General features: G+C 73.6%; 17 protein-coding genes and 1 pseudogene. 12 read left to right on the forward strand and 6 right to left on the reverse strand.

Going from position 1 to position 20487, the window contains the following annotated elements; translation table 11 throughout:
• The first annotated feature begins 116 nt into the window (after window positions 1-116).
• The 5 genes from AB0M92_RS33275 (at window position 117) to AB0M92_RS33295 (ending at window position 5439) form a co-directional block, all read left to right on the forward strand.
• Window positions 117-1163, forward strand: a complete 1047-nt coding sequence (locus AB0M92_RS33275; RefSeq protein WP_366106076.1) for a cation diffusion facilitator family transporter — start codon at window positions 117-119, stop codon at window positions 1161-1163.
• 30 nt (window positions 1164-1193) lie between these two features.
• On the forward strand, window positions 1194-1682 hold the full coding sequence (locus AB0M92_RS33280) for an NUDIX domain-containing protein (RefSeq protein ID WP_366106077.1): 489 nt from the start codon (window positions 1194-1196) through the stop codon (window positions 1680-1682).
• 48 nt (window positions 1683-1730) lie between these two features.
• Window positions 1731-2987, forward strand: a complete 1257-nt coding sequence (locus AB0M92_RS33285; protein ID WP_366106078.1) for a Tm-1-like ATP-binding domain-containing protein — start codon at window positions 1731-1733, stop codon at window positions 2985-2987.
• A 197-nt stretch (window positions 2988-3184) separates the two neighbouring features.
• Complete coding sequence (locus tag AB0M92_RS33290) at window positions 3185-4798, forward strand: serine/threonine-protein kinase (protein WP_366106129.1); 1614 nt, start codon at window positions 3185-3187, stop codon at window positions 4796-4798.
• Complete coding sequence (locus AB0M92_RS33295) at window positions 4795-5439, forward strand: hypothetical protein (RefSeq protein WP_366106079.1); 645 nt, start codon at window positions 4795-4797, stop codon at window positions 5437-5439. The genes AB0M92_RS33290 and AB0M92_RS33295 overlap by 4 nt, the downstream gene beginning before the upstream one ends.
• Window positions 5440-5509: 70 nt before the next feature.
• Here AB0M92_RS33295 and AB0M92_RS33300 read toward each other — a convergent pair whose 3' ends face one another.
• Window positions 5510-6799, reverse strand: coding sequence for a bifunctional GNAT family N-acetyltransferase/ATP-binding protein (locus AB0M92_RS33300; RefSeq protein ID WP_366106080.1), 1290 nt, complete (start codon window positions 6797-6799; stop codon window positions 5510-5512).
• A gap of 160 nt (window positions 6800-6959) precedes the next feature.
• Between AB0M92_RS33300 and AB0M92_RS33305 the strand changes: the two genes are divergently transcribed.
• The gene (locus AB0M92_RS33305) at window positions 6960-8471 is read left to right on the forward strand and encodes a hypothetical protein (protein WP_366106081.1); all 1512 of its coding nucleotides are present in this window, start codon (window positions 6960-6962) and stop codon (window positions 8469-8471) included.
• A 16-nt stretch (window positions 8472-8487) separates the two neighbouring features.
• Here the strand turns inward: AB0M92_RS33305 and AB0M92_RS33310 are convergent, their stop codons facing one another.
• On the reverse strand, window positions 8488-9306 hold the full coding sequence (locus AB0M92_RS33310; protein ID WP_366106083.1) for an alpha/beta fold hydrolase: 819 nt from the start codon (window positions 9304-9306) through the stop codon (window positions 8488-8490).
• A gap of 141 nt (window positions 9307-9447) precedes the next feature.
• On the opposite strand from AB0M92_RS33310, the gene AB0M92_RS33315 reads away from it, so the two are divergent.
• Window positions 9448-10224 carry a trypsin-like serine protease gene (locus AB0M92_RS33315; RefSeq protein ID WP_366106084.1) on the forward strand — a complete coding sequence of 259 codons (777 nt, stop codon included), beginning with the start codon at window positions 9448-9450 and terminating at the stop codon, window positions 10222-10224.
• A gap of 353 nt (window positions 10225-10577) precedes the next feature.
• On the opposite strand, the pseudogene AB0M92_RS33320 reads toward AB0M92_RS33315, so the two are convergent.
• From AB0M92_RS33320 to AB0M92_RS33330, 3 genes and pseudogenes are all read right to left on the reverse strand, one after another.
• Window positions 10578-11048: pseudogene (locus AB0M92_RS33320) on the reverse strand (NUDIX domain-containing protein); the annotation flags it as partial.
• 58 nt (window positions 11049-11106) lie between these two features.
• Window positions 11107-12705: an apolipoprotein N-acyltransferase gene (gene lnt, locus AB0M92_RS33325; protein ID WP_366106085.1), complete on the reverse strand. Its 1599-nt coding sequence runs from the start codon at window positions 12703-12705 to the stop codon at window positions 11107-11109.
• 42 nt (window positions 12706-12747) lie between these two features.
• Window positions 12748-13263 carry a hypothetical protein gene (locus AB0M92_RS33330; RefSeq protein ID WP_366106086.1) on the reverse strand — a complete coding sequence of 172 codons (516 nt, stop codon included), beginning with the start codon at window positions 13261-13263 and terminating at the stop codon, window positions 12748-12750.
• A 250-nt stretch (window positions 13264-13513) separates the two neighbouring features.
• Here AB0M92_RS33330 and AB0M92_RS33335 point away from each other — a divergent pair, with 250 nt between their 5' ends.
• Both AB0M92_RS33335 and AB0M92_RS33340 read left to right on the forward strand, forming a co-directional pair.
• Window positions 13514-13906 carry a VOC family protein gene (locus tag AB0M92_RS33335; RefSeq protein WP_366106130.1) on the forward strand — a complete coding sequence of 131 codons (393 nt, stop codon included), beginning with the start codon at window positions 13514-13516 and terminating at the stop codon, window positions 13904-13906.
• A 163-nt stretch (window positions 13907-14069) separates the two neighbouring features.
• The gene (locus AB0M92_RS33340) at window positions 14070-14990 is read left to right on the forward strand and encodes an ADP-ribosylglycohydrolase family protein (RefSeq protein WP_366106131.1); all 921 of its coding nucleotides are present in this window, start codon (window positions 14070-14072) and stop codon (window positions 14988-14990) included.
• 38 nt (window positions 14991-15028) lie between these two features.
• Here the strand turns inward: AB0M92_RS33340 and AB0M92_RS33345 are convergent, their stop codons facing one another.
• Window positions 15029-15823: an aspartate/glutamate racemase family protein gene (locus tag AB0M92_RS33345; protein ID WP_366106087.1), complete on the reverse strand. Its 795-nt coding sequence runs from the start codon at window positions 15821-15823 to the stop codon at window positions 15029-15031.
• 1560 nt (window positions 15824-17383) lie between these two features.
• On the opposite strand from AB0M92_RS33345, the gene AB0M92_RS33350 reads away from it, so the two are divergent.
• From AB0M92_RS33350 to AB0M92_RS33360, 3 genes are all read left to right on the forward strand, one after another.
• Window positions 17384-18553, forward strand: a complete 1170-nt coding sequence (locus AB0M92_RS33350) for a glycosyltransferase (RefSeq protein WP_366106088.1) — start codon at window positions 17384-17386, stop codon at window positions 18551-18553.
• A 258-nt stretch (window positions 18554-18811) separates the two neighbouring features.
• Window positions 18812-19321, forward strand: a complete 510-nt coding sequence (locus tag AB0M92_RS33355) for a DUF6643 family protein (protein WP_366106089.1) — start codon at window positions 18812-18814, stop codon at window positions 19319-19321.
• Window positions 19322-19376: 55 nt separating this feature from the next.
• Window positions 19377-20201, forward strand: a complete 825-nt coding sequence (locus AB0M92_RS33360; RefSeq protein WP_366106090.1) for an MOSC N-terminal beta barrel domain-containing protein — start codon at window positions 19377-19379, stop codon at window positions 20199-20201.
• Window positions 20202-20487: the final 286 nt, after the last annotated feature.

The following is a 20487-nucleotide window of genomic DNA, read 5'->3' on the forward strand; positions in this document are numbered from 1 at the left end:
CACCGCAGGTCAGCGGCCTCTTATGGGTAATGACAACGGTCCCCGTTGCAGCCTTTGCCCATTGCGTCACGGTGCGCTTCACTTCACGCGTCGGAACCGAACACACGGGGGACGCCATGAGTGGGCACGACCACGCGCACGACGAGCACGGCCACGCCGCGGGCCACGATCACGGCGGGCACGGCGATCACGGCGGGCACGCCGGGCACGGCCACGGGGTCTCCGCGGACGCCGACCGCCGCTGGCTGGCCATCGCGCTCGGCCTCATCGGCACGTTCATGGCCGTCGAGGTCGTCATCGGCGTCGTGGCCCAGTCGCTGGCGCTGATCTCCGACGCCGCCCACATGCTGACCGACGCCGTCTCGATCGTGCTCGCACTGATCGCGATGCGGCTCGCGGCCCGCCCGGCGCGGGGCGGGTTCACGTACGGACTCAAGCGGGCGGAGATACTCTCCGCCCAGGCCAACGGGCTCACCCTGCTCCTGCTCGCCCTCTGGCTGGCGTACGAGGCGGTCCGGCGGCTGCTCGACCCGCCTCCCGTGGCGGGCGGGCTGGTCCTCGTGACGGCTCTCGCGGGCATCGTCGTGAACGTGGCCGCCGCCTGGTGCATCTCCAAGGCGAACCGCTCCTCGCTCGCCGTCGAGGGCGCCTACCAGCACGTCCTGAACGACCTGTTCGCCTTCATCGGCACCGCAGTCGCCGGTCTGATCGTGCTCACCACGGGCTTCGTCCAGGCCGACGCGATCGCCACGCTGGTGGTCGTGGTCCTGATGGTCAAGGCGGGCTACGGGCTGGTCCGCGAGTCCGGGCGGATCTTCCTGGAGGCCGCCCCGGCGCACATGGACCCGGACGCGGTCGGCGACCGCCTCGTCGGGCACCCGCCGGTCACCGAGGTGCACGACCTGCACATCTGGACCATCACCTCCGGGCAGGCGGCGCTCTCCGCGCACGTCCTGGTCGAGCCGGCCGGCGACTGCCACGCCGTACGCCGCGATCTGGAGCGGCTGCTGGAGAAGGAGTACGGGATCACGCACACCACCCTCCAGGTGGACCACGCACAGGAAGCCCTGCTCACGGTCGGGCGTCCGGGACAGGACCCGGCCGACCCGCACTGCGCGGACGCGCACGGTCCGGTGCACCGGCAGGGCCCGCACGATCACTGAGCGGCCCGCGCGCGGGGCATGCATGGACGTATGACGCAAAAGCGCAGCGCCGGACTGCTCCTGTTCCGCCCGGCCCCCGGGCCCGCCGACCCGCCCGACGGGGGCATCGAGGTGCTCCTCGGCCATATGGGCGGCCCGTTCTGGGAGCACAAGGACGACGGGTCCTGGGCCATCCCCAAGGGCGAGTACGAGGAGGACGAGACCCCGATCGCCGCGGCCCGCCGGGAGTTCACCGAGGAGATCGGCCTGCCGCCGCCGGAGGGACCGTACCTCCCGCTGGGAGAACTGCGGATCCCGAACGGCAAGCTGGTGACGATCTGGGCGGTACGGGCGGACCTGGATCCGGCGCTCATGGTGCCCGGGACCTTCACGATGGAGTGGCCTCCGCACTCGGGCCGGACCCAGGAATTCCCCGAGCTGGACCGGGTGGCCTGGTTCACTCCCCCCGTGGCCAAAACCAAGCTGATTCCCTCTCAAATTCCTTTCCTGGAGAGGCTGTTGGGACTGCCGTTGGATTGACCCGACCTTGACTTGCCAACAAACCCCACCTGCATGGACATTGCACATATGACGAACGTCGTGCTGGTGGGAACCCTGGACACCAAGGGTGTCGAGTACGGCTGGCTGCGCGAGAGGCTGCTGCGCACCGGCGTCGAAGTGATCATGGTCGACACAGGAATCATGGGCGCTCCCCGCGTGCCCGCGGACGTACCGCGCGAAGCGGTCGCCCGGGCAGCGGGGGCGGAACTGTCGCAACTGCGCGCGGCCGCCGACCGGGGCGCGGCCGTGACGACGATGGCCAAGGGTGCGGAGGCGACGCTGTTACGCCTGCACGCCGAAGGCCGGCTGCACGCGGTGCTCGCCATAGGCGGCAGCGGCGGCACCTCCATCGCCACCCGGGCGATGCGCGCACTGCCCCTGGGCGTGCCGAAGCTGATGGTCTCGTCCATGGCGTCCGGGGACGTGGCCCCGTACGTCGGATCCTCGGACATCACGATGATGTACAGCGTCGTGGACATCGCGGGGATCAACAGCATCTCCGCGCCGGTCATGGCGAACGCGGTCGAGGCGGCGGCCGGAATGGCCAAGGCGTTCCAGCGGTCCTCGCGGGAACTGCGCCGCCCGGCCCGCCTCGGCGCCGGCTCCCGCCCGCTGATCGCGGCGAGCATGGCGGGCGTCACCACGATCGGCGTGGACGCCGCCCGTGAAAGGCTGACCGAACTGGGCTACGAGGTGCTCGTCTTCCACGTCAGCGGCGCCGGCGGCCGCACCCTGGAGACCCTGGCCGGCCAGGGCATCTTCGCCGGCGTCCTGGACCTCACCCTCAGCGAGCTCGCCGACGACCTGTGCGGCGGCATCCTCACCGCCGGCCCCGACCGGCTCAGCGCCGCCGGGCGGGCCGGGGTCCCGCAGGTGGTGAGCCTGGGGGCGCTGGACATGGTCAAGTTCGGCCCGCTGGAGACCCTGCCCGAACGGGCCCGCTACCGCCGGGTCCACGTCCACAACCCGTCGATCACGGTGGTCCGTACGACCCCCGCCGAGTGCGCCGAGCTCGGCCGCCGGGTCGCCGCCAAACTCCGCGTCGCCACCGGCCCCACGGCCGTCTGCGTCCCGCTCCGCGGGCTGTCCACGCTCGGCGCCCCGGGCGGCACCTACCACGACCCGAACGCGGACCGGGCCCTGTTCTCGGCACTGCGCGAGGGGCTGCGGGGCAGTTCCGCCCGGCTCTACGACTACGACACCCACATCAACGACCCGGGCTTCGGGAGGGCGGCGGCCGACCGGCTGCACACCATGATCGGCGCGGCGGCGGCCGCGGCGTGATCCCCTGAGAACCCGTGTACAACCCCCGTAAATCCACCCCGACCACCTTGTGAAATGCTCCGCGCCGTGGGGAACCGGCCGTGGCGGAAACCGTGTCCCTGGGTGTGGCCGCTCGGCACGAGCGGGCCGCCCGGGGCCGCGGCCGACGGGGACACGGGTACGAGTACGGGGACTGGGACGGGGACGGGGGCATGACGATGAAGAACGCGTGGACGGTGCCCGGCTATGCGCAGGTCCGCGAGCTCGGCTCGGGCGGCAGCGGCCGCGTGGTCCTCGCCGTCCACGAGGCGACGGGCACGCCGGTCGCGGTGAAGTACCTGAGCGACCGACTGCGCGAGGACCCGGCTTTCGTCGCGGAGTTCCGGGCCGAGGCCCGCCTCCTGGGCGGGCTGGACACCCCGTACGTGGTCCGGTTGTACGAATACGTCGAGCACACGGCGGGTCCCGGCGGCGCCGCCATCGTGATGGAGCTGGTCGACGGGATCTCCCTGCGCGCCCTGCTGAAACAGGCCGGTCAGGCCGACCCCGAGGCCGCGCTCGTGGTGCTGAAGGGATCGCTGCTGGGCCTCGCGGCCGCCCACCGGGCGGGCGTGGTCCACCGCGACTACAAGCCCGAGAACGTACTGGTCTCCGCCGACGGCTCGTCGAAGCTGGTGGACTTCGGGATCGCGGCGCGCCGCGGTACGACGCCCGGGGTGGCCGGCACCCCGGCGTACATGGCCCCCGAGCAGTGGCAGGGCCGGCCCGCCTCGCCCGCGGCGGACGTGTACGCGGCGACGGCGACGTTCTTCGAGTGCCTGACCGGCCGCAAGCCGTTCGCCGGCGAGAACTTCGCGGAGCTCGCGGTCCAGCACATCGAGGCTCCGGTCCCGGAGACCGAGGCCCCGGAGCCGGTCCGCCCGCTGATCCGGCGGGGTCTGGCCAAGGCCCCGGAGCAGCGGCCGGAGAACGCCGAGGCGTTCGTGGCGGAGCTGGAGGGCGTGGCGCTCGCCGCGTACGGGGCCGACTGGGAGGAGCGCGGGCAGCGCAAGCTGGCGGCCCTCGCCGCGCTGCTGCCGCTGCTGTTCCCCTCCGCGGGCGCTCCGGCCGCGGGGACCACCGCGGTGGCGACGACCATGATCACGCCGCCCTCGCGCTGGGCGCCGGGCCGGCGCGGGCTGATCGCGGGCGGGGTGGCCCTGGTCCTCGGCGTGCTGACGGCGCTCACCTACAGCGCGGCGGGCGGGGAGGCCGGCGGGGCCGCCGCGCTGAACGCCTTCGCGACGTCGAGCGCGAGCCCGGGCGGTACGGGCCCTGCGCCGGTGCCGGGACCGAGCGCGTCGGCGAGCCCCTCCCCGTCCGCCTCCCCCTCCCCCTCCGCCTCCCTGTCCCCGTCGGCGTCGCCCTCGTCCACTCCGAGCCCGGTCTACTCACCGACGACGACGCCCACGATCACCGCTCCGACCACTGCACCGCCCACCACGGCGCCGCCCTCGCCGAAGCCGACGGTGGTCGTCGGCGCGGTGTCCGTCACCATCCGCCAGACGGGAATCTCCGTCGGCCAGGCGACCGTGAGCGTCGATGCGAAGGGCACCGCCCCGGTGACGGTGGTTCTCGAATGGTTCACGGGTGACGTGGAGGGCCGGCTGGGCAAGGCGGACGGCGCCGCGGACACCCTCACGTACCAGCCGGGCGCCGCGGCGCCGCTCGTCAAGACCCACACCTTCTCGGGCGCGGGCTGCTACTGGGGCGTGCGCGCCACGACCAGGCCCGCCGCCGGCAACGGTTCCTCGACCAGCCAGGTCTTCATCAGGCGGTGCACGATCACATGAGCGACAGCAACAGCGACGACGACTACAGCGCCACCGTCCTCGGCAGCCACTGGTTCAGCGGTCCGCAGCAGACGGCCCACCAGACGGAGCAGCAGACGGCGCAGCAGACCCGGGTCGAGCCGCGGGACGCCGTGCCCGACCGGGTCGAGGGCTCGGTCCTGCGCTTCGGGCCCGGAGTGACGGCCGCCGTGCCGGCCCCGTTCCCGGTGGTCGCGGAGCCGGTGGTGCGCCGCCGGTCCGGGGAGTGGCGCCGGTACACGCTGGCCGTCGTGATCCTGCTCGCGGTGCTCGCGTACCTGGCCTGGCAGCGGTACGGCCCGGCCATCGACGTACGGGGGGTGACGGTCGCGACCGCCGACCCGCAGGGTCCCGGCTGCGATTCGACCGCCGACGTGGTGGCCGTCGTACGGACCAACGGGCGGGCCGGGACCCTCACGTACCGGTGGATCCGCTCCGACGGCACGCAGTCGGAGCAGCTCACCGAGCGGGTGCCGAGCGGGCGGAAGGAGGCCCGGCTGCACCTGCTGTGGACCTTCCAGGGCCGGGGCACGTACGCGGCGGAGGCCAAGCTCCAGCTGGTCTCGCCCGCGCAGCGCACCGCGGCGACGCAGTTCACGTACCGCTGCGCGGGCACCCCCTAGGGGCCGCAGGCGTCGTGCACGCCTCGTCCGGCTGCGGGCCGCCCCGCTCGACCCGTCCGTGGCAGGCCGCTCAGAAGCGGGCGTGGGCGGTGATGTCCGCCTCGAACTCGCCCGTCATCGCAGGGGTCACGGTCGGCCTGCACTGCGCGATCGCCGCCAGGTAGTCCCGCGTGGAGGCGCCGGGCTGCGCCGCTGCCGCCCCGCGCGCGCCCACCGCCTCCAAGTCCCGCTCGAAGGAGACCTGCGCCGCGATCCGCGCCGCGTGCTCGATGTCGGCCGGGGTGAACAGCTCGCTCGCCGCCACCAGCGCCGCCACCTCCACGTCGGTGCGGCCCGCCGTGTGGCGGGACCAGATCGCGGCCCGCGCCCCGGCGTCCGGGGTGCCGATCGGGATCAGGTAGTCGAAGCGCCCGGGCCGCAGGAACGCCGGGTCAAGGGAACGGACGGAGTTGGTGGCGCACACCAGGAGCCGCTCGTCGCCCTCGCGGAACCCGGGGATCAGCTTCAGCAGCTCGTTGGTGACCCCGTGTATCCCGCCGGGCTGCGCGGGCTCGGTGCGTACGGGCGCGATCTCCTCGACCTCGTCGATGAAGACGAGGACCCGCTCCAGCTCGGCGATCCGGGCGAACGCGTCCCGCAGGGCGGCGGCGAGGTTGCCCTCGTCGGCGAGGCGCGAGGGCAGCAGTTCCACGAAGGGCCAGCCGAGCCGGGAGGCGATCGCCCGGGCGAAGGTGGTCTTGCCGGTGCCGGGCGGGCCGAAGAGGGTGATGGCGCGCGGCGGCCGCACCCCGTGCGCGGCGGCCCGCTCGGGCTCGGCGAGCGGCAGGACCACCCGCCGTTCTATGAGGTCCTTCTCGTGCTCCATGCCGGCGACCTTGGTCCACAGGTCGCCCTGGAGGAAGCGGCCGCCGAGGTCGTCGAGCAGGCCCGCCGCCGGTCCGTGCAGCGGTTCGGTCTTCTCGAAGTAGGCGACGGCGGGCTGGCGCGTGTACCCGGCGTTGAGCAGGCCCTCGCCGAGCAGGTCCTCCTCGGGCAGGACGTACGCGATGCGCCCGACCCGGGCCGCGATCAGCCGCCGCTCCAACTCGACGAGGAGGGCGCTGGCCAGGCCCCGGCCGCGCCAGCCGGCGGCGATCGCGATCCGCATGACCCAGGCGCGCTCGCCGGTGACGCAGGCGAGGGCCGTGCCGATGGGGACGCCCTGGTGGACGGCGACCACGCAGGGCTGCCGGTCGGTGAGGGCGCTGATGCACTCGGCGAGTGAGAAGACCGACTCCTGGCCGAGTTCCGCCGTGGTGTCGATGAGGTGGACTACGGCCGCGAGATCGCTCTCGCGGTAGTCGTGGATGAGCCAGTTCACCGGGTACCGCCCCTCGTTCGTGCTCCTGCGGCGAGGCTAGGGGCGAGCGGGCCCGGCGATCACGCTCCGCGGTGCACAACAGGCGGTGCGGAAACCGTCCGCGTCGTCCATAGACTGGCGGCTTCACCCGAACAGTCGATCGAGGACCGCACGTCTTCCCATGACCTCCGACATATCCCGAATACCGACCGCCCGGCGCCCGCACATCGTGCGGCAGGCTCCGGTCCTGCCGACCCGCCGACGCCGCCACCTCGTGTGGCTGGTCCCGGTCCTGTGGACCGTCGCCCTCGGTCTGTGGGGGCTCTCGCGGCAGGACAGCGTGTGGCGGGACGAGGCGGCGACCTGGCAGGTGGCCGGCCGCTCGGCGGGCGAGATCGTGGAGATGCTCGGCAACGTCGACGCCGTGCACGGGCTGTACTACCTGCTGATGCACGGGCTCTTCGAGCTCTTCGGGGCGAGTACGACCACGCTGCGGCTCCCGTCGGTCCTCGCCGTGGCGGCCGCCGCGGCGTGCGTGGCCCTGACCGGGCGGCGGCTGGCCGGGTTCTGGGCGGGGCTGGGCGGTGGTCTGGCGCTCGGGCTGCTGCCGGCCGTGCAGTTCTACCTCCAGGAGGGCCGCCCGTACGCGCTGGTCGCGGCCGGTGCCGGGCTCTCCACGCTGTTGCTGGTGTCGCTGCTGTCGGCGCCGCCCGGGCCGGGGCGGCGGGCCTGGCCGAGGTGGACGGCGTACGCGGTCACGGTGCTGGTGTGCGCGCTGCTGAACTGGCTCTCGCTGCTCGTCCTGCCCGCGCACGCGGCGTCCCTGTGGTGGGTGCGGGCCGGGCGCGGGGTGTGGCTGCGCTGGGCGGCGTACGGGGCCTGCGCGGCCCTGGGGGCGCTGCCGCTGGTGCTGTTCAGCCGGAGCCAGTCCGACCAGGTGTCCTGGATCCCGCCGCTGACCTGGCACATGATGATCGGCCCGGCGCTCCTGCTGGCCGTGGGCGGGCTCGGGGCGCGGCTCGACCGGCCCCGGGCGGGCCGGCTGTCGGCGGCCGCGGTGGGGCTGCCGCTGCTGGCGGTGCCGCAGCTCGGGCTGATCGGGATCTCCCTGGTGCAGCCGCTGTTCCTGGACCGGTACGTGCTGTTCAGCATGGCGGGGCTGGCCCTGCTGATCGGCGCGGGGCTGGGCGCGGCCGTACGGGCGGCCCGCCCCCGGTTCCCGAGGGCGGCGGACGCGCTCGTGCCGGGCGTGGTGGGGATCGCCGTACTGGCAATGCTGCCGGTGTCGCTGGCCAAGCGGGCCCCGGCCAGCCGGGTCGACGACGTACTGGCAGTGGCCGGAGAGGTGGCCCGGCTGGGGCGGCCCGGGGACGCGGTGCTCTTCGTACCGGCCGCCCGCCGGGACACGGCGCTGGTCTCCCCCGGCGCTTTCGCGGGGCTGTCGGACGTGGCCCTGGAGCGGAGCCCGGTGGCCTCGGCCACCCTCAAGGGCGAGGAGGCGGACCCGGCGCGGATCCGGGCGGCGCTGCTCGGGCAGCAGCGGGTGCTGCTGGTGACGGACGCGGCGCGGGTGGCGAAGCCGTCGGGGGCGGCCCGGGACGCGGCGAAGGCGGCGGTCCTGAAGGAGCGGTTCACGGCGGTCGAGGACCGCGAGGTCCGGGGCCGGCGCGTGACGGTGTACGAACGCCGGTAGCCGAGGAGCGCCGGCCCTATGCCGCGTGGGCCCCGGCGGTGTGGGAGTCCAGCCAGGACAGCGAGGCGCGGGCCAGGTCCGGCCAGCCGTGGTCGACGATCAGCGAGTGGCCGCGGTCCTCGAAGCACTGGTACTCGGTGGTCGCGTGCGAGTGGCGGTACTGCTTGTAGGTCGAGCGGGTCAGCAGGTCCGGAACGGTGTGGTCGAGCCGGCCGGAGAGCAGGAGCAGCGGACCCCGGGTCTCGTTCCCGGTGTCGACCTTGGCCGGGGAGTGCGGGGTGAAGTTTCCGAGGGCCAGCTGGAACAGCGGCCGGGCGGTGCTCGGGATGGTCCATTCGTCGTACAGCTCCTCGGATTCCTCCTCGGAGACGGCGTTGGCGAAGCCGTAGCGGAACTGCTCGCGGTTGAGCGAGACCGACCGGCGGGTGTTGCCGGGGTTGTGGAGTACGGCGAACGTCGACTTGGCCTGGGCGGGGGCGATGGCCTTGACGCCCTTGATCTGTCCGGGGCAGATGGCGACGGCGGCCTCCGCGAGACCCTGGCCGAGCAGGTGCTGGGCGATGAACCCGCCGACCGAGTGCCCCACGAGAACGGGCCGGACGGGCAGGTCGCGGATGACCTTGGCGTGGGCGTCGGAGATTTCGACGAGTCCGACCCCGTCCTGGTCGTCGGGGCGGCGGCGGGCCTCGGCGACGGTGTCGGGGACCCCGGGCCACTCCGGCAGGACGGGCTCGTACCCGGCCTCGCGGAAGGCGTCGGCCCACCCCTCCCAGCTGGTGGAATGCAGCCATAGGCCGTGGATGAACACCACGGGCGTGCGGTGCTGTGCGGTCATGCGCGGACACCTCCTGGACCCCCCTGCCGCCCCTGTCAGTCTCGCCCGCGCGGGGCGCGGCCGCCTGTGGAGCCCGGATTCACAGGACATTCATATGGAATACCGTGCTCCGGCCATAGCTTCTGCGGGGAGGCTCGGGGCATGATCCAGCGCATGCTTCCCCGACCGGCACACAGCGCCCGCACCCGGCGGACGTCCCGGATCCTGCTGGCGCTGGCCGCGATGGCCGCGCTGCTGAGCGTGGACCTGCCCGACGCGGCGGCCGTGCCGCCCCTGGGCGTGACCGCGCAGGCCGGGTCCGACGCGACGTCGAACCGGATCGGCGCCCTCTTCGCGGGCTCCCTCGACGGCGGGCACTTCTGCACCGCGGCCGTGGTGCACAGCGACGACCGCGACGTGATCGCGACCGCCGCGCACTGCCTGGACAACCCGGACGCCACGGTCTTCGCGCCGGGCTACCGGGACGGCAAGGCCCCGTACGGGGTGTGGAAGCTGACCGGCGTGTCCCTCGCCCCGGGCTGGACGGACGGGAGGGACCCGGACGAGGACGTCGCCTTCGCGACGGTCGCCCCGGCGGACGGCGGCACCGGGCGCATCGAGGACGCGGTGGGCGGCTTCCCGGTGGCCACCGAGCAGCCGGACGACGTGACGGTCACGATCCTCGGCTACCCGAGCATCGAGGAAGAGCCGCTGCGCTGCGCGAACACCACGAGCCTGTTCTCCGACACGCAGCGCCGGATCGACTGCCCGGACCTCAGCGGCGGCACGAGCGGCAGCCCCTGGCTGGTGAACGGCGCCCTGGCCGGGGTCCTGGGCGGCTACGAGGGCGGCGGCACGGTCCCAGAGGTCTCGTACAGCGCGGTCATGGACGACCAGGCCCTGGAGCTCTACCGCGAGGCGGCGGTCTCCGCCGGCTGACCTTCCCCGCGGTCGTCGGTCCGGCCGACCCCGTCCGTGTGGAAATCGTCCGGACGCTCCTCTTGGAGGCGTGCGACGCGGTTGCCGAGCAGTCCGACCGCCTCGGGAAGACTGCTGCCGAACTCCTCCCGGATCTTCTGCACGGCCTGGATCCTGCGGCCCCCGAGGATCAGGTGATCGATCCGCGACCAGCCGGCCGCCGTGGCGTCACTCGCCCCCTTCAGGGACTCGACCTGGATCCGCAGCCGGGCGAGGTCCCTCAGGGCCGCGTCGCGCTCGGCGCGGGTCCGTTCCAGTTCCGTGCCCGGGGCGCCCGAGCCCTCGGCCGTCAGCGCCTCGTCCCCCGCCGGGCCCGCCGGCGGCGCGAACCAGGTCGATTCTTCGCCTTGGGCGCGCAGGATGCGGTCCACCGCGAAGGGTTCCAGTTCGGGCAGGTCGTCCACTTCGAACCAGGCCACCTCCAGCGACTCGTTGTCATTGACGCGGGCCTCGCCGCCGGTGGCGCGGCAGCGGAAGGTGATGTCCTGGAACTGGCAGACGTCGCCGTTCGGGTAGGTCATCGGTTCGAGCATCTGGACCAGCACCACCCGCTCCGGGACGCAGTGCACCGCCGTCTCCTCGTACACCTCGCGCACCGCGGTCTGCGCGGGCTGCTCCCCCGGCTCCGCGATCCCGCCGACCACCGCCCAGCGGCCGGTGTCGGAGCGGCGGCCGAGCAGCACCCGCCCCTCGTCGTCGAAGACGATGGCGGTCACCCCGGGCAGCAGGAGCAGCTGGTTCCCTGCGGAGGCACGGATCTGGCGGATGAACTCGGGTGTGGTCATGCCCCGACCCTACGAGGCCGCGGGCGGTGTCCGGGGCCGGCGGTCCGCCGGGCCCGGGTCAGGCGGCGGTGCGGCGGGACCGGATCCGGCGGGCGAGGGTCCAGCCGAGGCCGCCCGCGGCGACCAGGAGCAGCGCGTACTCCGGCAGCGGGCCGAACCGGGTGGCCGGCGTCTGCGTGGAGCGCAGCGGGATCTCGGCGACCAGCGCGTCCGCCGTGAACATCTTCGTCTCCTGGACGATCTGCCCGTCGGGGCGGATCACGGCGCTGACACCGCTGGTGACGGGCACCAGCACGGTACGGCTGTGCTCGACCGCCCGCACCCGGTCCATCGCGAGCTGCTGGTACGTCATCTGCGAGCGGCCGAACGTGGCGTTGTTGCTCGGTACGGCGATCACCTGCGCGCCGTCCTGGACGGTGGAGCGCACGGCGTCGTCGAACGCGGCCTCGAAGCAGGTCACCATGCCGACCCCGCTGCCCGCCATGGCGAAGACTCCCGGCTCCTTGCCGGGGCCGAAGTCGCGCTGCACCCGGTCCACGTCCGCGCTGAAGAGCCGGACGAAGGACCGCATCGGGATGCGCTCGCCGAAGGGCTGGATCTTGCGCTTGTCATACGTGTCGACGGGCCCCTTGACCGGGTCCCACAAGATCATCGTGTTGCGCAGCGGGCCGGTTTCCGGGGCCAGTACGGAGCCGATCGCGACCGGGACCCCGATGGCCTTGACGGCTTTGTCGATGACCTCGTACGCGTCGGGCTGGGTGTACGGGTCGATGTCGGAGGAGTTCTCCGGCCAGACCACGAAGTCGGGCTTCGGGACCCGGCCGGCCTTGACGTCCGCGGCCAGCTGGAGGGTGCGGTTGGCGTGGTTGTCGAGGACCGCGCGGCGCTGGGCGTTGAAGTCGAACCCGGCGCGCGGAACGTTGCCCTGGACGACGGCGGCCACCGCAGTCCCTTCCTCGGCGGCGTCGGAGACCAGCGGCCGGGACGCGAGGGCCCCGGCGAGCGGGGCGACCACGGCGGTCGCGGCGAGCAGCGCGGCGGCGGCCCGCCGGGTGTCGGCGCCCACGCGCACCGCCTCGTAGAGCCCGAATCCGCACAGGGCGACGGCGAAGGAGAGCAGCGGAGTGCCGCCGAGGGCGGCGAGCGGCAGCAACACGCCGTCGGCCTGGCCGAAGGCCAGCTTGCCCCAGGGGAAGCCGCCGAACGGGGCCCGGGCGCGCAGCGCCTCGCCCGCGACCCAGACGGCCGCACCCCACAGGGGCCAGGCGGGGAGCCGGCTGACGAGGGCGATCCCGAGACAGGTGAGGCCGATCAGGAGGGCTTCGACGGTGGCGAGGGCCAGCCACGGGACGGGGCCGACGCCCTCGCTGGTCCAGATGAGCAGCGGGAGCAGGAAGCCCAGGCCGTGCAGGAAACCGAGGCCGAAGCCGGCGCGGGCGCGGCGGCCGCGGAGGCAGGCGCCGAGCAGGGCGAGGGCGAACGGGGCCAGCCACCACAGCGGACGCGGAGGGAAGCTCAGGTAGAGCAGCGCGCCGGAGCCGACGGCGATGGCCGCGCGCAGCGGCCACCCCTTCCAGCCGGCGGACGTGTCCGGGCCTGCGGGTTCCGCTTCTCCGGCGACGCCGGATCCGGGCTCTGCGGTGATGCTGCTGCTCATTTGCCGGAGTGTACGTGCCCGGCCGCGGCCGGCGGGAGACCCTCAGCGGGCGAGGGCGCGCAGGTGGGTGCGGATGACGCGGACCGCGTTCTCGGCGTCGTCGACGGTGACGGTGAACACCTTGCCGTCGCCGAGCCGCAGCTCCACTCCCTCGCCGCGCCGGACGATGACGGCGGTTCCCCTTTCGGGCCGCCAGCGGTAGCCCCAGCCGCCCCACTGCTGGGGGGTGATGCGGGGCACGAACTCGGCGGAGGCCACCTCGGTGAGCCGGATCTTGCGCCGCGGAAGTCCGATGTGGCCGCAGCGGACCTCCAGCGCTTCGGCGTCGACGGTGACGGCGACGTGCACGAAGGCGAGGGTTCCGAAGAGGATCAGCAGTCCGACGGCGAGGCAGCCGATCACGGACATGAGCAGCGGGACGATGCCGGAGGTCCAGTTCGAGTCCACGGCGAGCTGGACGCCGAGCGCGAGGCAGGCCGCGCCGGCCGCTGCGAGCAGCCATTGGGCGCGGTTGGAGGCCCGTCCGGTCCACAGCGGACCCGGGGGGTGAACCGTCATGTGTAGCAGCGTACTCACGTTACGCATGTGCGCCACTGCCTCTCGTAGCGCGTCGCCCCGCTCCGGCAACCCGCCCCTGCCCGCCCTTGACCCCAACCAAACTTGAGTTTCTACGGTCGCGGACATGACACGCCACACGACCGGCCACACGACCGGCCACACGACACGGCACACGACGCATCACGAGGCAGACCCGTCCGCGCCCCGCCCCGTCCCGGAGCGCTACCGCACGGCGGTGGTGGCGCACATCATGGTGTCCGACGCGCCCGCCGCACTCTCCTTCTACCGCCGCGCCTTCGGCGCCGTCGAGGACTTCCGCCTCGACCACCCCGGGGGCGGGGTGCTGCACGCCGAGATCCGTATCGCCGGAGCCGTCCTGATGCTCGGCGACGTCTCCGAGGGCCCCTTCACGGCCCCGACCGCGCTCGGCGGCACGTCGACGGCACTGCACGTGTTCGTACCGGACGTGGACGCGGTCGTGCGTACCGCGGTGTCGGAGGGCGCGGAACTCCTCCAGCCCCCGGCGGACCAGTTCCACGGCGACCGCACCGCCGTCCTCCGCGACCCGTTCGGCCACCTCTGGGTCTTGCTGACCCACCTGAAGGACGTTCCCTTGTCCGACCTCCGGCCGACGGACGCCTAGGTCGTTCACCGGGTCACGGGGTCACGGGGTCTCCAGGTCACCGGATACCCTCGCCGCCACCGGCCCTCGACGACCGCGACGGCTGCGCACGCGGTGTGACGGTGTGACGGTGTGTCGATGGACTGGCGTGCGCATGTCCCGAACCGCCCGAGGAGGACTCGTGATCACTCGACTCGACCGCGCCATCGGCGCAGTACTGGGCTCGGCCGTCGGCGACGCGCTCGGCGCGCCGTACGAGTTCGGGCCCGCCGGCGAACTGACCGCGCGCGGCGAGGAGATGCGCGGGGGCGGCGGCTGGGATCCGGGCGAGGCGACCGACGACACTCAGATGGCCGTCCTGGTCGGCGAGTCCCTGCTCGATCACGGCGCCCTCGAACCCGCCGACGTATTCGGGCGGTTCCAGCGCTGGGCTGCCGCCGAGCCCAAGGACATCGGCCTCCAGACGGAGGACGTGCTGACCAACGGCGAGGCCTGGGACCTGGCCGCCGCACTGCACTTCCAGATCAACGCGCGGGCGGCGGGCAACGGTTCCCTGATGCGGGCCTCCACCTCGGCCGTGTACTTCGCCCCCGCCGGACGGGAGGGGACCATGGACGCCGCCCGCCGGATCGCGGCCCTGACGCACGGCGACCGGGCGGCCTGGGAGGGTACGGCCGTACTGCACGAGCTCGTACGGGTGACACTCGACGGCGGCGATCCGCTGGCCGCGCTCCCCGAGGCGCTCGGCGCGGTGCACCCCGGTCACCGCGAGCGGTACGGGGTCGTCCTCGGCCCCCACTGGCATCCGGGGCAGGCCACCGAGTTCAACGGGGCCGTCTGGCCCTGCCTCGGCTCTGCGGTGTGGGCCCTGCGGACCACCACCGGGTTCGCCGCGGCCGTGCGGGCCGCCGTGGACCTGGGCGGGGACACCGACACCGTGGCCGCGGTCACCGGCACCCTGGCCGGGGCCCTCTACGGCCAGGCCGCGATCCCCCCGCAGTGGACGGCTCCGCTGCACGTACCGCTGCCCGGGTTCGGGGATCGCGTACTGGACGCGGACGGGCTGCGCGCGCTCGCCCGGTCCCTGGCGGGCGCCCGGACGTAGCGGTCGGCGACCGCGACGAGGGGAAGAGGGGCGCGGGGTCAGCGCCCGACGGGAGCGCCCTCTGCGGCCAGCAGCCGCCCTTCGGCGTAACCGAGCGCGGCGGCGGGGAGCGCGCCCTCCTGCCCGCTGAGCAGGACGGTCAGGGTTCCGGTACGGGGCAGGCCCGGCTCGGGGAGTGCCCCGAGGCGGCGCAGCGCCTGTACGGCGACGGGCTCGGCGGAGCCGTAATAGCGGAGCTCGGCGCCACCGGTCCGCTCGGCGAGGGCGGCCCGGATGGCCGTCTCGACGAGCTCGTAGTGGGTGCAGCCGAGGACGACGTCGGAGACGTCGGCCGGGGTCAGCGCGGCGGCCGCGGCGACGGTCGCTGCGATGGCGGTGGCGTCGCCCGCCTCGACGGCGTCGGCCAGTCCGGGGCAGGGCACCTCGGTGACCCGGGCCCCGGTGGCGAAGTCACGGATCAACCCGCGCTGGTAGGGGCTGCCGGTGGTGGCGGGGGTGGCCCAGATGGCCACGCGCCCGCCGGGGGCGGCGGCGGGCTTGATCGCCGGCACGGTCCCGATCACCGGGATGCCGGGCTCCAGTGCGGCGCGGAGGGCGGGCAGGGCGTGCACGGTGGCGGTGTTGCAGGCCACGATCAGCGCGTCCGGCCGGTGCTCGGCGGCGGCCCGGGCCACGCCGAGGGCGCGCCCGGTCAGATCGGCGGGGGTACGGGGCCCCCAGGGCATGCCGACCGGGTCGGAGGAGAGGACCAGATCGACGTCGGGCCGCAGCCGCCGCATCGCGGCAGCCGCCGCGAGGAGGCCGATTCCGGAGTCCATGAGGGCGATCTTCACCTGGTCACCTTAATGGAAGCGAAGCCCGCGGGGGCTCGGGGGAGGCCGACGGGTCGGGGGACGGGGGTCGGAAAGGGCGGGGGCGGGGCGGGGCCGCGAGGCGGGGCGGGGCGGGGCTTCGGTGACGGGGCTCCTGCACTCGGAGCCGGGAGCCCACCCGAGGCTTCGGCGACGGGACTCGCCGAGTCGGGGCCGGAGGGAGCCGTCGGGGGCGCCGCGAGGAGGCGCTGCCGACGCGGGGTCGGATGGGCTGGCGGGGGCTTCGGGGGGCGGGATCCCCGTCGTCGGGGTCGGGATGGGTCCGGGGGCGTCCCGGCAGTCCACTGTCCTTCCGTGTCGGTCCGGGCCGTCAAGGGCGCTCACTGCGTTCGCGTCGCTGCGCGATGGCCTTCGGCCACCCCTGACTGCCCGGCCCGCCCCGGAAAGACAACAGACTGCCGGGAAGCCCCCGAAGGATGGCCGGGGGGTTCGTGTCCCGGAAGGGCCTCTCAGCGATGCCGATCGGGGCCCCGGTCGGGCGCCCCCACTCCCCAGGCCCACCGAGCCCGGCCAGGGACGGGTGCGCCCAACCTGCATCAGCCGCCGACCAGATCCCCGTCCCCCACCCCTGCGCACCAGATCGCTGTGCGCTCCTCCCGTCTTAGCGCCCGACGACCGCCTGTGGCCGGACATAAGCCGCCCAGACGATGTTCCGGGGCTGCTTTCGGGCGTCTGCGGCCCATTCAGGGGAGCAGGCGGCGGCCGAGAAGGGCGAAGAGCGGGTGAGGAGGGGCGAGGTGGAGCCTGATGCCGGGTGTCTCAACCTCTCACTCCGCCAGGGCTTGTTGAGGATCTCGGTCGCGGGATGAAAGGGACAAACAGTCCGCTGTCGCGGGCCGTGAGGTGTCTGTGTGGGTGGTGGGCGGCTCATGTCCGGCCACAGGCGATCGTCGGACGCCGAGAGGTGAGGAGCACACAGCGATCCGGTGCGCAGGGGTAGGGGGATGGGCACCTGGTCGCTGTCTGGTGTGGGGTGGGCCAGTGTGGTGCGGAAAGGCCTTCGCCAGGGCCCTGTCGGAGACTGCGGCCTCCCCGGGCGTCATCTTGGTCCGGCTCGGTGGGCCCGGTGGGGTGGGGGTGGCTGGACCGGGTGGGGAGGTCAGGATCCCTGACGCACCCGTGTGGAGGACTGTCCCCCTGACCGTTCCTTCGGGGGCTTCCCGGCAGTCTTATGGCATTCCGGGGCGGGCCGGGCAGTCAAGGGTGGAGCGCAGCGACATCGCGCAGCGACGCGACCGCAGGGAGCGCCCTTGACGGCCCGGACCGACACGGAAGGACAGTGGACTGCCGGGAAACCCCCGAACCACTCCGACCCCGGCCAACCGAGGCTCCGCCCCACCACCCCGACCAACCCTCCCGACCCCGACCAACCCAGACCCCGCCCAACCCAGACCCCGCCCCACCGCACCCCCGCCGCCACCCACCCCCGCCTCTGCCCCCGCCCCCACCCGCCATCCCCCCACTCCCCCCCACTCCCCCCAAATCCACCACACCCCCCGCCATCTTCGGCACACTGCCCGCATGGGCCTTCTCTGCGCCGCCTGCGCTTCCCTCCTCGCCTGGATCTGGCTCACGTTCGCCCAGGGCATGTTCTGGCGGACCGACGTGCGGCTCCCGCCGCGCAGCGATCCCGGGCGGTGGCCGTCCGTCGCCATCGTGGTCCCGGCCAGGGACGAGGCCGAGGTGCTGCCGCGCAGCCTGCCCTCGCTCATCGCCCAGGACTATCCCGGCGAAGCCGAGGTCGTCCTGGTCGACGACGGCAGTACCGACGGCACCGGCGAGCTCGCCCTGCGGCTGGCCCGGGAGCACCCCGGGCTGCCCCTCACCCTCACCTCCCCCGGCGAGCCGGCCCCCGGCTGGACCGGGAAACTGTGGGCACTGCGCCACGGCATCGCGCTCGCCCGGACCGCCCACGCCACCGAGCCCGAGTACCTGCTCCTCACCGACGCCGACATCGCGCACGAGCCCGACAGCCTGCGCGAGCTGGTCGCCGCCGCAACCAGCGCCGAACTCGACCTCGTCTCGCAGATGGCCCGTCTGCGCGCCGTCAGCGTCTGGGAGCGGCTCGTCGTACCGGCCTTCGTGTACTTCTTCGCGCAGCTCTACCCCTTCCGCCGCATCAACCGCCCGACCGGCCGGACCGCGGCGGCGGCCGGCGGCTGCGTCCTGCTGCGCACCGAGGTCGCCGTCCGCGCCGGCATCCCCGATTCCATCCGGCAGGCCGTCATCGACGACGTGTCCCTCGCCCGCGCCGTCCGCCGCTCGGGCGGGCGGATCTGGCTCGGGCTCGCGGAGCGGGTGGACAGCGTGCGTCCCTACCCCGCGCTCGGGGACCTGTGGCGCATGGTCTCGCGCAGCGCGTACGCGCAGCTGCGCCACCAGCCGTTGCTGCTGGCCGGGACGGTGGCCGGGCTCGTGCTCGTCTACCTGGTCCCCCCGGCCGCGCTGCTCGCGGGGCTGGCGACCGGGCATGCCGCGACCGCGTGGGCGGGCGGGCTCGCGTGGCTGCTGATGGCGGGCACTTATCTGCCGATGCTGCGCTACTACCGCCAGCCCATGGCACTCGCGCCACTCCTTCCGCTCACGGCCCTCCTGTACCTCCTGATGACCGTCGACTCCGCCCTTCAGCACTACCGCGGGCGCGGCGCGGCGTGGAAGGGCCGCACCTATGCCCGCCCGAGTGACGCGTGAAACGAATGGTCACCCCAGACCGCCCCCCCTCACCGATGTCATCCCAGGTCACCGCCTTGTGACGCTACGTCAGCGCCAAGTCGGTGCAACAGCCAACCGGTGAGTACGAGTAGGAACAACACGGTGCGGAAGGGACTAAAACGTGCACGTGAACGAGAAGTGAAGGGTGTGGCTCTGACCTGGGAATATGCAGGTCAGCGCGGTGTTCGTCACACCTCGCTATGGACCCGGTGAAGTCGTGGGCTTAACTTAGGTCCCATGACCTCCCCCCGCTCCACTTATGGCGGCGGTTACTACTCCGCGCCCTCTTTCCCGGACACCCCCATCTACGACTCGCTCGTCGCCGAACGGGGTACCCCGCAGATCGCTCCGATCCGCGTTCCGGCCGCCTACGACTCCCCCAGCTCGGGCTATTCGAGCGGTGGATACCTCCCGGCCCTCGCCTCCTCCCTGCCCGCACTGCCCCCGGCCATGCCGCAGCAGCAGCAAGCCCCGGCGTACGGGTACCCGTACCAGCAGCAGGCGGCGCCCGCGCCGATGCCGCTGCAGCAAGCGCCCGCTCCGTACATCCCGCAGCAGCAGCCGGCCGTGGCCCGTGCGGGCTACATGCAGCAGGCCCAGCCGCAGCAGCCCCGGCCGATGGCCACGGGCACCGGGTACGAGGCGATGCGGCCGGCCGCCCCGCGCCCGATGCAGGTTCCGGCTCCGGTTCCGGCCGCCTCGTACGAGGACCCGTACGGCCGCCCGTACCAGGGGCGCGGCTACTGACAGATCCGGGAACGCCCACTAGGGCGGGCACGGGGGGTCCTGGCAGGATGCTCCCATGTCGAACTTGTATGTCCAGGCGCTCCACGTCCATCCCGTCAAGTCGGTAGCGGGGACAGCTCCCGACGAGATGGCCGTGGAGCCCTGGGGCCTGTCCGGGGACCGGCGGTGGGCCGTGGTGGACACCGAGGGCACGGTCATCACCCAACGCCAGCAGCCCCGGCTGGCGTTGGCCGCGGCGCGTCCGCTGGGGGGCGGCGCGGTCGCCCTGTCGGCGCCGGGTATGGCCGAGCTGGCCGTGGAGGTGCCGGAGCCGGGTCCGCTGGAGCCGGTCACCCTGTTCGGGAAGAAGGTCGAGACCGTGGTCGCGGCGGGCGCCGCGGCGGACTGGTTCAGCACCTACCTGGGGGTGCCGGCGCGGCTGGTGCACATGGACGATCCCGCCGTGCGGCGGCCCGTCGACCCGGCGTACGCGCTGCCGGGCGAGACGGTGAGCCTCGCCGACGCCTATCCGGTGCTGCTCGTGACCCTCGCGTCACTGGACGCGCTCAACTCGCTGATCGCGCAGGGGGACCATCCCGAGGAGGGTCCGCTGCCGATGAATCGTTTCCGCCCGAATGTCGTGGTCGCCGGCGCCGAGGCGTGGGCCGAGGACGGCTGGCGGCGCATCGCGATCGGCGACGCCGTCTTCCGCGGGGTCCGCGAGTGCGGACGGTGCATCGTGACGACCACCGACCAGGCGACGGCGGAGCGCGGCAAGGAGCCCCTCAAGACCCTGGCCCGGCACCGGCGGATCGGCAAGTCCCTGGCCTTCGGGCGGCAGCTGGTGCCGGTGCGGACGGGCACGGTGCGGGTGGGCGACGAGGTCCGCATCCTGGAGTAGCGGGCGGGACCGGCCCCTCGGAATGACACCTTCGAGGGGCTGTGGGGGAACGCTGGAACCAAGCACCGTGAGCGGGCCGTTGGAGCATTCGACGGCTGTGACGGGAAGGTGCGGGAGCGAGCGCGGCTTCGGCCGGGGCCAGGACCAAGGCCACGACCGAGGCCGGGACCGATGCCACGACCAAGGCGACGGTCTCGCTGCCAGGACTTCATGCACCGGATCGGGTGACACGGCTGCCGCGCTTCCCGGAATGCGTGTCGCCGGGCGGTGCGGGAGGCTTGGACCG

Origin of the sequence: Streptomyces sp. NPDC051582 (assembly GCF_040681715.1) — a bacterium.
Classification (GTDB): Bacteria; Actinomycetota; Actinomycetes; order Streptomycetales; family Streptomycetaceae; genus Streptomyces.